The following is an 11,952-nucleotide window of genomic DNA, read 5'->3' as shown; positions in this document are numbered from 1 at the left end:
AACCCTCTGGTTGGTCTGAGTGTCAGGAATTTTTTTACTGTCAGGTTAAACATGTCCTACAAAGCGCATCATGAACGCTCGATTCAAGATCCAGATGGTTTCTGGGGAGAGCAGGCCAAATTAGTTCATTGGGAAAAGCCATTTCAGTCCGTTCTCAATTACGCTAATCCACCATTTGCAAAATGGTTTGAAGGTGGCTTAACCAATCTTTGCTACAACGCCGTAGATCGTCACTTAAAAGATCGAGCCGACCAAACCGCTTTGGTCGCAGTGTCTACTGAAACAAATATCGAAAAAACCTATACCTACCAAGAGTTGTATGAAGAGGTCAATCGGCTCGCCGCGATTCTGAAAGCCAATGGTGTGAAGAAGGGCGATCGTGTATTAATTTACATGCCAATGATTGCCGAAGCTTGCTTTGCAATGCTGGCTTGTGTTCGTATCGGTGCAATTCACTCGGTGGTCTTTGGTGGCTTTGCCTCACATAGCTTAGCTTCTCGAATTGATGACGCTAAACCCAAAATGATCATCACGGCTGAGGCAGGAATGCGCGGTGGTAAAGCGGTGCCATACAAGCCATTACTAGATGAGGCGATTGCCTTAGCAACCGCCAAACCTGAAAAAGTCTTGATAGTGAATCGAGGCTTGGTTGATTTCACCCCCGTTACAGGGCGCGACTTAGATTACGCGACAGAGCGTCAAAACCATTTGAACGATATCGTGCCGGTTGAGTGGGTTGACTCGACTCACCCTTCATACATTTTGTATACCTCGGGCACTACTGGTAAACCGAAAGGCGTGCAACGCGATACCGGCGGTTATACCGTCGCTTTAGCTTCCACCATGAACCATATCTTTTGTGGCAAGCCCGGTGAGACCATGTTCTGTACTTCAGATATTGGTTGGGTAGTAGGGCATAGCTACATTATTTATGCGCCACTAATTCATGGCATGGCTACCATCTTGTATGAGGGCACACCATTGCGTCCTGATGCTGGCATCTGGTGGCAGTTGGTGGAGAAATACAAAGTTTCAGTGATGTTCTCTGCGCCAACCGCAGTGAGGGTGCTGAAGAAGCAAGACCCTGCATTCTTGAGTAAATATGATCTCTCGAGTTTGCGTGCACTGTTTTTGGCAGGCGAGCCTTTGGATGAGCCAACCGCGAGCTGGATTCATGATGCAATTCAGAAGCCGATTGTGGATAACTACTGGCAAACCGAAACAGGTTGGCCCATGCTGGCAATTCAGCGCGGTGTCGAAGTCATGCCCCACAAGTTTGGTTCACCAGGCGTCCCTTCATTTGGCTATAACCTGAAGTTGCTCGATGATGCGAGCTCTGCAGAGCTCGGTCCAGACCAAAAAGGGGTGATTGCGATTGAAGGGCCTTTGCCTCCAGGTTGCATGCAAACGGTTTGGGGTGATGACAAACGCTTTGTGAGTACCTATTGGGAAACGATTCCGGGTAAGACAATTTATTCCACCTTTGACTGGGGCATCAAAGATAAAGACGGTTATTTCTTTATCTTGGGTCGAACCGATGACGTGATCAATGTGGCAGGGCATCGGCTAGGCACTCGTGAGATTGAAGAGTCGCTCTCTAGCCATCCAAATATTTCCGAGGTGGCAGTCGTAGGTGTTGAAGACAAGCTAAAAGGCCAAGTTGCGATTGGTTTTGCGATCCCAAAAGATGCTGCTCATGTAGCGACGCTCGAAGCGGAGTTGATGAAGACGGTAGATCAGCAATTGGGAGCAATTGCGCGTCCAGCCAGGGTCTATATCGTCACGGCTTTACCTAAAACCCGTTCAGGAAAGATAGTCCGACGCGCACTACAAGCCGTTGCTGAGGGCCGTGATCCTGGAGATATCAGCACGATGGAAGACCAAACTGTCTTGGCGCAAATCAAGCAAATTATTGAGCAAAATCCCATGAAGTCTTAAGTTAAGCGCCTGCCAGCCTAGTAGCTAGGGGAGCGAAGTCCAGTTCTGCTTTTAGGGTGGCCGAGCTGGTATCATTACAGGGTTCGAAACTCAATAATTACCCTAGCGCTTAAAGACACTCACCTCCCGCAAAAACAGCCTCGGGGTAGTCTTTTGTGGGGTGTTGAGCGTCGGATGGAGCAGGGACTGGAGATGGTTTGTCACCCTTGCTTCCTTCTTTTCCTCCCGCCGTGTTGGCTCTAGCCGATGGCACTTTATTTCCAGGCCATAGTATTGGCGCTCCCGGCGAAACCGTTGGGGAGGTAGTCTTCAATACTGCACTCACTGGCTATCAAGAAATCATTACTGACCCCAGTTATTCGCGTCAAATTGTCACGCTGACTTATCCGCATATTGGTAATGTCGGAGTCAATGCTCAAGATGCGGAGTCAACCCAAATTCATGCCGCTGGTCTAGTCGTTAAAGACTTATCCAGACGTGTCTCGAACTTCCGTTCTGAAGGCAGTCTCGAGGACTATCTGACCAAATCCAAAGTACAGGGTATCTCCGGCGTTGATACTCGTATGCTCACCCGCATCTTGCGTGATAAGGGCGCTCAATCTGGCGCCATTGTGGCTGGCAAGTTGGGCGACGATATTGAGGCCCTAGGTAAAAAGGCCTTGCAGTTGGCACAATCTTTCCCTGGCATGTCTGGCTTAGACCTAGCAAAAGTCGTAACTACTAAACAGGCATATCCGTGGCGTGAGGCCGAGTGGGAGCTTCATGGCCCCAACGGTAAACCAGCCTATCGCAACTTAGATCAGAGCAAGGCCCTCAAAAAAGTAGTGGCCTATGACTTCGGAGTGAAGTCCAATATCTTGCGCATGCTTGCCGAGCGCGGTTGTGAGCTCACCGTAGTTCCTGCGCAAACTAGTGCTGCAGAGGTATTGGCTATGAATCCCGATGGTGTGTTCTTCTCCAATGGTCCTGGCGATCCTGGCCCATGCGATTATGCAATTGCGGCTGCCAAAGAAATCATTGAGAGGGGTGTGCCTACCTTCGGTATTTGCTTAGGCCACCAGATAATGGGTTTAGCTGCCGGCGCTAAAACATTGAAAATGAAATTTGGTCATCATGGTGCCAACCATCCTGTCAAAGATTTAGACAGCGGGCGCGTTGCCATTACTTCTCAGAACCATGGCTTTGCAGTGGACCCCAATACCTTGCCTGATACCGTGCGCGTCACTCACATTTCATTGTTTGACGGTTCACTACAGGGTCTGGCTTGGAAAGATAAGCCTGCACTGTGCTTCCAGGGGCACCCAGAAGCATCACCAGGACCGCATGACATTGCCTATTTATTTGATCGTTTTGTGGAGCTTATGAATGCTACCCAAAGTAGTAATAGCAAGGGGGGCAAATAATGCCTAAGCGTAGCGACATTAAGAGCATTTTGATTATTGGTGCTGGCCCGATTGTGATTGGGCAAGCTTGTGAGTTTGATTACTCTGGAGCACAGGCTTGTAAAGCATTGCGCGATGAGGGTTACAAAGTGATTTTGGTCAATAGCAACCCTGCGACCATCATGACCGACCCCGAGATGGCGGATGTAACCTATATCGAGCCGATTACTTGGGAAGTGGTAGAGCGCATCATCGCTACCGAGAAGCCAGATGCGATTCTCCCAACGATGGGTGGTCAAACCGCATTGAACTGTGCACTGGATTTACATCGCCACGGTGTATTAGAAAAATACGGCTGTGAATTGATTGGCGCTTCACCCGAGGCAATTGATAAGGCAGAAGATCGTCAAAAGTTCAAAGAGGCGATGACCAAAATTGGTCTAGGTTCTGCCAAGTCTGGGATTGCCCATTCACTAGATGAAGCACATGAAGTGCAGCAACGCATTCAACAAGAAACTGGTAGCGCCGGTTTCCCGGTAGTGATCCGTCCATCATTCACCATGGGTGGATCAGGCGGTGGTATTGCGTACAACCGCGAAGAGTTTGAAGAAATCTGCAAACGCGGTTTAGATCTCTCGCCGACCCATGAATTACTGATTGAAGAGTCGCTCTTGGGTTGGAAAGAATTTGAGATGGAAGTGGTGCGTGACCGCGCTGACAACTGCATCATCGTTTGCTCGATCGAAAACTTAGACCCGATGGGCGTCCACACGGGCGACTCGATTACGGTTGCGCCTGCTCAAACATTGACCGATAAAGAATATCAAATCATGCGTAATGCATCGATTGCGGTCCTGCGCGAGATTGGTGTCGATACAGGCGGTTCGAATGTGCAGTTCTCGATCAACCCGGTTGATGGTCGGATGATTGTGATTGAGATGAACCCACGGGTCTCGCGTTCATCGGCATTGGCTTCCAAAGCAACCGGTTTCCCGATCGCTAAGATTGCTGCTAAGTTGGCGGTGGGTTATACCCTCGATGAGTTGAAGAATGACATCACTGGGGGTGCAACACCAGCCTCCTTTGAGCCATCAATTGACTATGTCGTGACTAAGATTCCGCGCTTTGCTTTTGAGAAGTTCCCCCAAGCAGATTCACGCTTAACCACTCAAATGAAATCCGTTGGTGAAGTCATGGCGATTGGCCGTACTTTCCAAGAGTCCTTTCAAAAGGCTCTGCGTGGTCTTGAGGTAGGGGTAGATGGTTTAGATGAAGTGTCTACTGATTTAGACGACATCATTCAAGAGATTGGTGAACCTGGCCCAGATCGCATTTGGTATCTCGCGGATGCTTTCCGGATGGGTATGGGCTTAGATGAGATCTATGCCGAAACTAAAGTGGACCCTTGGTTCTTAGAGCAAATTGAAGAGCTCATTACCATAGAGGTTGAGCTCAAGCAGCGCAAGATTGATAGCCTGTCAGCAGCGGAACTGCGCTTTGTGAAACAGAAAGGGTTCTCGGACCGTAGGCTTGCCAAATTACTCGGCGTCGACGCGTCATCCGTCCGCTCCGCACGTCATCGTCTTAAAGTCACGCCGGTTTATAAGCGGGTAGATACTTGCGCAGCAGAATTTGCTACCAATACGGCTTATATGTATTCGACCTATGAAGCTGAGCATGGCGAGTGCGAGTCCAATCCTACGAATCGCGACAAGATCATGGTGCTCGGTGGTGGACCCAATCGCATCGGTCAGGGTATTGAGTTTGACTACTGCTGCGTCCATGCTGCATTAGCGATGCGTGATGATGGTTTTGAAACCATCATGGTCAACTGCAATCCAGAAACCGTTTCTACCGACTACGACACCTCAGATCGACTCTACTTTGAGCCATTGACGCTGGAGGATGTTTTAGAGATCGTGGCTAAAGAAAAGCCTAAAGGGGTGATCGTTCAGTATGGCGGTCAAACCCCATTGAAGTTGGCATTGGATCTGGAGAAGAATGGCGTGCCGATTATTGGTACTTCGCCTGACATGATTGATGCGGCTGAAGATCGTGAGCGTTTCCAAAAGCTCCTGCAAGATTTGGGCTTACGTCAGCCACCCAACCGGACTGCGCGCGCTGAAGATGAGGCGCTCAAGCTTGCTGAAGAAATTGGCTATCCATTAGTAGTTCGTCCCTCTTATGTCTTGGGTGGTCGTGCCATGGAAATCGTGCACGATGGCAGAGATCTCGAACGCTATATGCGTGAAGCTGTCAAAGTATCTAATGATTCTCCTGTGCTTTTCGATCGCTTCTTGAATGATGCGATTGAATGTGATGTGGATTGCATCAGCGACGGTAAGCGGGTATTTATCGGCGGAGTGATGGAGCATATTGAGCAAGCTGGAGTTCACTCTGGTGACTCTGCATGTTCCTTGCCACCGTATTCTCTCTCCGAGGAAACCGTCAGCGAGATCAAGCGTCAAACTGCTGCGATGGCAAAAGGCCTTAATGTTGTTGGTCTCATGAATGTCCAGTTTGCGATTCAGAATGTCAATGGTCAGGATGTGATTTACGTGCTTGAGGTCAATCCTCGCGCCTCACGGACCGTTCCTTTTGTCTCCAAAGCTACGGGCTTGCAGCTCGCTAAGATTGCTGCCCGTTGTATGGTGGGGCAATCACTTGACCAGCAGGGTATTGAGGCTGAAGTGAAACCGCCTTACTTCTCTGTCAAGGAAGCGGTTTTCCCATTCAACAAATTCCCAGGAATTGATCCAATCTTAGGACCAGAGATGCGCTCCACCGGCGAGGTCATGGGTGTAGGTAAAACCTTTGGTGAGGCGCTCTTTAAATCTCAACTGGGTGCTGGAACAAAATTACCCAAGACTGGAACGGTTGCTCTGACTGTTAAAGATAGTGACAAGGCGAAGGCAGTTGAAGTCGCTAAGTTATTACATCAACTGGGCTTCCCAATGGTTGCTACCAAAGGCACTGCAGCGGCAATTGAAGCGGCTGGATTGCCTGTTCGAGTGGTGAATAAAGTAAAAGATGGCCGTCCGCATATTGTGGATTTGATTAAGAACGGTGAAATCTCCCTTGTATTCACTACGGTAGATGAAACCCGTGCTGCTATTGCGGATTCACGTTCGATTCGGACTAGTGCTCAGGCGCAAGGGATTACCTACTACACCACGATTAGTGCAGCGCGTGCGGTGATGGATGGCTTGCTGGCATCTCAGCATGGCGGAAATGAGTCGCTTGAGGTGTACGCCTTACAGAATTTACATCTACTGCTGAATTAATCTAAAATCAGGCCTTGCGCGATTTGCGCAAGGTATTCGATTCTTATTTAGGTTAGCGGTATGAGCACAATTCCCATTACTAAGCGTGGTGCAGAACTTCTGAAAGAGGAGTTGCATCGCCTCAAGCATGTTGAGCGTCCTGCAGTCATCAATGCAATCTCTGAGGCGCGTGCACAAGGCGACCTCTCTGAGAATGCTGAATATGATGCGGCCAAAGAAAAGCAAGGCTTCATTGAGGGACGCATTCAGGAATTGGAAAGCAAATTGTCCGCCGCCCAAGTGATCGATCCCGCCTCATTAGATGTCAACGGTCGAGTAGTCTTTGGTGCAACAGTTGATCTTGAAGATTTAGAAGACGGCACTCAATTTACCTATCAAATTGTGGGCGACGATGAAGCAGATATCGCCAGTAACCTGATTTCGATTAGCTCACCAATCGCACGTGCACTTATTAGCAAAGAAGAGGGTGATGTGGTTGCAGTGCAAGCTCCTGGTGGAAATCGGGAAGTTGAAATCTTAGCGATTCGTTATATCTAAGCCTACCTGTCATCAGTGTCCGCATCTAAAGCGCCAAGATTTTTTACTGTCGTCGCTGGCCTCTGGGTTGGCAGCATGTTGGCGGCTGGCTATCTCGTTGCCCCAGCATTGTTCACCATTCTGACTGACCATCAGGTGGCCGGCATGATTGCTGGCGATATTTTCAGAATTGAAGCCTACTTGAGCTTTGTAGTGTGCTTGGTGCTCTTGGTCATGGCGAACCGCTTCGTGAAGCAGGGGCAATTACAGTACCAATCCATGCGTTGGCTTTTATTGGCAATGCTAATGTGCAGCCTGATTGGTAGTGTTGTCCTATTACCTTGGATGAGTGCTTTAAGAGATCAGACCTTGCTTGAAGGGATGCCTGTCATGCAATCACCTGCGGCAACCATGTTTGGTCGCCTCCATGGTGTTTCCAGCATCGTTTATCTGATTCAAAGCCTCTTGGGTATCAAGCTTGTCTGGGATGCCGCCAAATAACGGTATTCAGCGTTTAGCCTAAGAGTTTTTTCTTGGTGCTACTCATTCTGACTTTACGTTTCTTGATAGGGGCAGGTGCTGCAGCTGCTTTGCGATAGCCGGGCGATGACCAGCCAATTTTGGATTCAGCAGCTTCTGAACGTAAGACTCGCTTCTTGGGTGTTTTACTCGCTGTCTTGACAACAGCCGCACGTGCGAAAGGAGATTTACTGGCGCTTGAGCGACGGTCAGATCTTTCAGAAGTGCTCGTACGTTTACCGGCGGTAGATTTGCGAGGTGCTTGCAAAGTCTTTTTAGTTTGCTTGCTAGAACGACCTAAATGCAAAAGGTGTTCATCGATTTCTTGTTTGGGCTTCCAGAGCACGAATAGTTTGCCGATGTGTTGAACTGGAGCCGCATCCAATTGATCGCAAAGTGTTTCATACATCGCGATGCGTGCTTCACGATCGTCGCCTAAGACGCGCACTTTGATCAAGCCATGACTAGCAATGGCTAATTTGGCTTCTTTAACGACGGCAGGACTTAAGCCGGTATTGCCAATCATCACGACAGGGCTAAGACTATGGGCTTCAGCCTTGAGGGCTTTGCGTTGGGCGGGGGTGAGAGTAAGAGCAGTCATGGTGTGGATGATAGAGCATGCAGCCTTGAATTCAGCTTAGATGAGGCTATTTGAGCCGATTTTGTACAGATTCTTTGCCTTGTGACCTATAAACAAGGAAAATAGCCCTCTGAAAGTGGACAAGCTGTGGCAAAAAATAAATTTAATAAAAGTTGGTTACAAGATCATCTAACTGATCCCTATGTGAAGATGGCTCAAAAAGAGGGTTATCGCGCACGTGCGGTTTACAAGCTCTCTGAAATTGACGAACAAGATCACCTCATCAAGGCTGGCATGACCATTGTTGACCTTGGCAGTGCGCCAGGTAGTTGGTCTCAGTACGCTCGTAATCGCCTGACTGAGCTTGGCAAGAGCAATCCCGCGATTGAATCTGGCAAGCCCGATGGCACCATCATTGCGATTGATTTATTGCCAATGGAAGATATTGCCGATGTGAGCTTTATTCAGGGGGACTTTCGGGAGGATGAGGGGCTAAAAGCCTTAGAGGCATTGTTGCCCGCCGCCGATCATGGCAGAGTGGACTTGGTTCTTTCAGATATGGCGCCGAACCTATCTGGTGTTGGCGTGGCAGACTCAGCCCGGATGGCTTTCTTGGCTGAAATTGCTTTGGAGTTTGCGGTAAATCACCTTAAGCCTGATGGGGCTTTATTAATCAAGTGCTTCCATGGCAGTGGCTATAGCCAGATTGTGGAGACCTTTAAAAAGGTTTTCAAAACGGTAGCCTCCCGTAAGCCTAAGGCTTCCCGGGATCGCTCCTCCGAAACCTTTCTCCTTGGACGCACACTAAAGACTCCTAAATAGGGCAATAACCCCCCGATTTACATGGGTTTATTAAATAAACCCACTCCAAGCCCTTGAAAAAGCCTGGTAGTAGAATCAAATACTTAGGTATCAGCAATGCAATTACTCCCGGATTAATCCGGCAAAGGCCTCGTTTTGAATAGCAATATGTTCCAAAAAGTGGGTATCTGGCTCGTTGTGGGCCTCGTCCTATTTACAGTGTTCAAGCAATTTGATAAGCCCAAAGATCAGCCGCAAGTGACTTACTCGCAGTTTATGGAAGATTCCAAGGCGGGAAAGATCAAGCGCGTTGACGTGCAGGGTCGAACATTACAAGTCACACCAAACGATGGCGCGAAATATTCCATTATTTCTCCAGGCGATATTTGGATGGTGGGCGACTTGATGAAATACGGCGTTCAGGTTACGGGTAAAGCTGACGATGAACCCAATATGTTCGTTTCCGCTTTGTACTACCTTGGTCCAACACTACTGATTATTGGCTTTTGGTTTTTCATGATGCGCCAGATGCAGGGCGGTGGTAAAGGCGGTGCATTCTCCTTCGGTAAATCCAAAGCCCGCCTGATTGATCAAAACAGTAATACGGTTACCTTTGCTGATGTGGCAGGGTGCGATGAAGCTAAAGAAGAAGTCTTTGAGTTGGTGGACTTCTTAAAAGATCCGCAAAAATTTCAGAAGTTGGGCGGCCGTATTCCGCATGGTGTATTGCTGGTGGGGCCTCCTGGAACAGGTAAAACCTTATTAGCCCGTGCTATTGCTGGTGAAGCAAAGGTTCCTTTCTTCTCCATCTCAGGCTCAGACTTTGTTGAGATGTTTGTGGGTGTGGGCGCATCCCGCGTGCGCGACATGTTTGAGAACGCCAAGAAAAATTCCCCTTGCATCATCTTTATCGATGAGATTGATGCCGTAGGTCGTCACCGTGGCGCTGGTATGGGTGGTGGTAATGATGAGCGTGAACAAACCCTGAACCAAATGTTGGTGGAGATGGATGGCTTTGAAAGCAACAGCGGCGTAATCGTGGTTGCAGCGACTAACCGTTCCGATGTTCTGGATCGTGCCTTATTGCGCCCAGGTCGTTTTGACCGTCAAGTGCATGTTGGCTTACCTGACATTCGGGGTCGTGAGCAAATTCTGCAAGTGCATATGCGCAAGGTTCCGATTGATCCAGATGTCAATGCTGCCGTATTAGCGCGCGGCACCCCTGGGTTCTCTGGTGCAGATCTCGCTAACCTTGTTAATGAGGCGGCTCTATTTGCAGCGCGTCGCAATAAACGCGCAGTGGATATGAAAGACTTTGAAGATGCTAAGGACAAGATCTACATGGGTCCTGAGCGCAAGTCTGCAGTCATGCGTGAAGAAGAGCGTCGTAATACGGCATATCACGAGTCCGGTCACGCTGTGGTCGCCAAGGTATTGCCTAAAGCAGACCCCGTTCATAAAGTGACCATCATGCCGCGCGGTATGGCATTGGGTGTTACTTGGCAATTGCCTGAGTTTGATCGCGTCAATCTGTATAAAGATCGGATGTTGGAAGAGTTGGCCATTTTGTTTGGTGGTCGAGCTGCAGAAGAAATCTTCTTGCACTCCATGAGTACAGGCGCATCCAATGACTTTGAGCGTGCTACCAAAATGGCCCGCGACATGGTGACCCGTTTTGGTATGAGTGATAGCTTAGGGACCATGGTTTACGTTGACACTGAGTCTGAAAGTATTTTTGGTCGCACCAGTTCCAAAACAGTTTCTGAACTCACTCAGCAAAAAGTCGATGCAGAAATCAGAGCCTTGATTGATAGTCAATACGCTCTGGCTCGTTCGATTCTGGAGCAGAATCGTGACAAGGTTGAGGCGATGGTCGCTGCCCTGCTTGAATGGGAAACCTTGGATGCAGATCAGATTACGGACATCATGGAAGGTCGTCCACCACGCACACCAAAGCCACCACCTCCAACAACGGTTTTTGGTAATTCAGCGGGGACCACTGCACCAGTAGTGGAGAGTGCATCTTCTACTGCATTTGGTAACGGACCAGCGTCGGGAAGTGCACCAGCAACTGCGTAATTCTGAGTCAGTAGTTCAGCCCGCAACATGGCGTTGCGGGCGTTTTCTTTTTGAGCCTCGTAAACGCCCATTAGTCATGGGTATCCTGAACACGACGCCGGATTCTTTTTCGGATGGTGGTCAGTTCCAATCAGCTAAAGCTGCCTTGATTCATGCTGAGCAGATGATTAAGAGTGGAGTGGACATCATCGACATTGGTGGTGAGTCTACTAGGCCTGGTGCAGAACCGGTTCCACTTCAAGAAGAGCTTGATCGCGTGATGCCAGTGATTGAGTTATTGAGCGATTGCGGTGTGGCACTCTCGATTGATACCTATAAATCTGCAACGATGCAGGCAGCACTTAACGCTGGCGTTGATTGCGTTAATGATATTTGGGGGCTACGCCAAGAGGGAGCTGTTGAGGTGGTTGCGAATCATCCCCAATGTGGCATTGTGCTGATGCACATGCAGCGCGATCCTCAGACGATGCAGTTTGATCCACATTACGATGATGTCATTGCGCAGGTCAGTTCATTTCTGATAGAGCGCGCTAATCTTTTAATTGCTAACGGGGTTGTAGCGAATCGGATTGCTCTTGATCCCGGTTTTGGTTTTGGTAAAAGTTTGGAGCATAACTTAATAATGCTCTCGCAGTTCGAACATTTTTCACAATTGGGTTTTCCTGTGCTCGCAGGAATCTCTCGTAAATCGATGCTAGGTAAACTTACTGGGCGCGAGTCGGATGATCGCTTGGCCAGCAGTATTGCTGCTGTGGTCATGGCAGCGGATCGGGGTGCACGTATCGTGAGAGTGCATGACGTACCCGAGACCATCGATGCGCTTAAGCTCTGGGAAGCGGTCTTATAATTCCTT

At 49.0% G+C, this 11,952-nt stretch carries 9 protein-coding genes; 8 read left to right on the top strand and 1 reads right to left on the bottom strand.

Going from position 1 to position 11,952, the window contains the following annotated elements; all coding sequences use genetic code 11:
* The first annotated feature begins 51 nt into the window (after positions 1 to 51).
* From ICU98_RS05360 to ICU98_RS05340, 5 genes are all read left to right on the top strand, one after another.
* Positions 52 to 1,938, top strand: coding sequence for a propionate--CoA ligase (locus ICU98_RS05360; protein ID WP_215351073.1), 1,887 nt, complete (start codon positions 52 to 54; stop codon positions 1,936 to 1,938).
* A 206-nt stretch (positions 1,939 to 2,144) separates the two neighbouring features.
* Positions 2,145 to 3,341 (top strand): glutamine-hydrolyzing carbamoyl-phosphate synthase small subunit, encoded by a 1,197-nt coding sequence (gene carA / locus ICU98_RS05355; protein WP_215353153.1) that lies wholly within the window; start codon positions 2,145 to 2,147, stop codon positions 3,339 to 3,341.
* Positions 3,341 to 6,604, top strand: a complete 3,264-nt coding sequence (gene carB / locus ICU98_RS05350) for a carbamoyl-phosphate synthase large subunit (protein WP_215351070.1) — start codon at positions 3,341 to 3,343, stop codon at positions 6,602 to 6,604. Before carA ends, carB begins: the two co-directional genes overlap by 1 nt.
* Positions 6,605 to 6,664: 60 nt before the next feature.
* Positions 6,665 to 7,141 (top strand): transcription elongation factor GreA, encoded by a 477-nt coding sequence (gene greA, locus ICU98_RS05345; RefSeq protein WP_215335753.1) that lies wholly within the window; start codon positions 6,665 to 6,667, stop codon positions 7,139 to 7,141.
* 15 nt (positions 7,142 to 7,156) lie between these two features.
* Entirely contained in the window at positions 7,157 to 7,621 is a 465-nt protein-coding gene (locus tag ICU98_RS05340) for a DUF4149 domain-containing protein (RefSeq protein ID WP_251365305.1), read from the top strand.
* Between the two features lie 13 nt (positions 7,622 to 7,634).
* On the opposite strand, the gene ICU98_RS05335 is transcribed toward ICU98_RS05340, so the two are convergent.
* Positions 7,635 to 8,240 (bottom strand): YhbY family RNA-binding protein, encoded by a 606-nt coding sequence (locus ICU98_RS05335; protein WP_215351067.1) that lies wholly within the window; start codon positions 8,238 to 8,240, stop codon positions 7,635 to 7,637.
* Between the two features lie 126 nt (positions 8,241 to 8,366).
* On the opposite strand from ICU98_RS05335, the gene ICU98_RS05330 reads away from it, so the two are divergent.
* From ICU98_RS05330 to folP, 3 genes are all read left to right on the top strand, one after another.
* Complete coding sequence (locus ICU98_RS05330) at positions 8,367 to 9,041, top strand: RlmE family RNA methyltransferase (protein ID WP_215335751.1); 675 nt, start codon at positions 8,367 to 8,369, stop codon at positions 9,039 to 9,041.
* A gap of 135 nt (positions 9,042 to 9,176) precedes the next feature.
* Positions 9,177 to 11,099 carry an ATP-dependent zinc metalloprotease FtsH gene (gene ftsH / locus ICU98_RS05325; RefSeq protein WP_251365304.1) on the top strand — a complete coding sequence of 641 codons (1,923 nt, stop codon included), beginning with the start codon at positions 9,177 to 9,179 and terminating at the stop codon, positions 11,097 to 11,099.
* Positions 11,080 to 11,946 (top strand): dihydropteroate synthase, encoded by an 867-nt coding sequence (folP, locus tag ICU98_RS05320; protein WP_251365303.1) that lies wholly within the window; start codon positions 11,080 to 11,082, stop codon positions 11,944 to 11,946. Before ftsH ends, folP begins: the two co-directional genes overlap by 20 nt.
* Positions 11,947 to 11,952: the final 6 nt, after the last annotated feature.

It is taken from the genome of Polynucleobacter sp. MWH-P3-07-1 (assembly GCF_018687555.1).
Taxonomy (GTDB): domain Bacteria; phylum Pseudomonadota; class Gammaproteobacteria; order Burkholderiales; family Burkholderiaceae; genus Polynucleobacter.
Note: the sequence above shows the minus strand (reverse complement) of the source record. Positions and strands in the feature narration are given on the sequence as shown.

Coding starts and splice junctions, on each gene's coding strand:
- ICU98_RS05335 (WP_215351067.1), bottom strand. CDS start 8,240: ATGACTGCTCTTACTCTCACCCCCGCCCAACGCAAAGCCCTCAAGGCT.
- greA (WP_215335753.1), top strand. CDS start 6,665: ATGAGCACAATTCCCATTACTAAGCGTGGTGCAGAACTTCTGAAAGAG.
- carB (WP_215351070.1), top strand. CDS start 3,341: ATGCCTAAGCGTAGCGACATTAAGAGCATTTTGATTATTGGTGCTGGC.
- ICU98_RS05360 (WP_215351073.1), top strand. CDS start 52: ATGTCCTACAAAGCGCATCATGAACGCTCGATTCAAGATCCAGATGGT.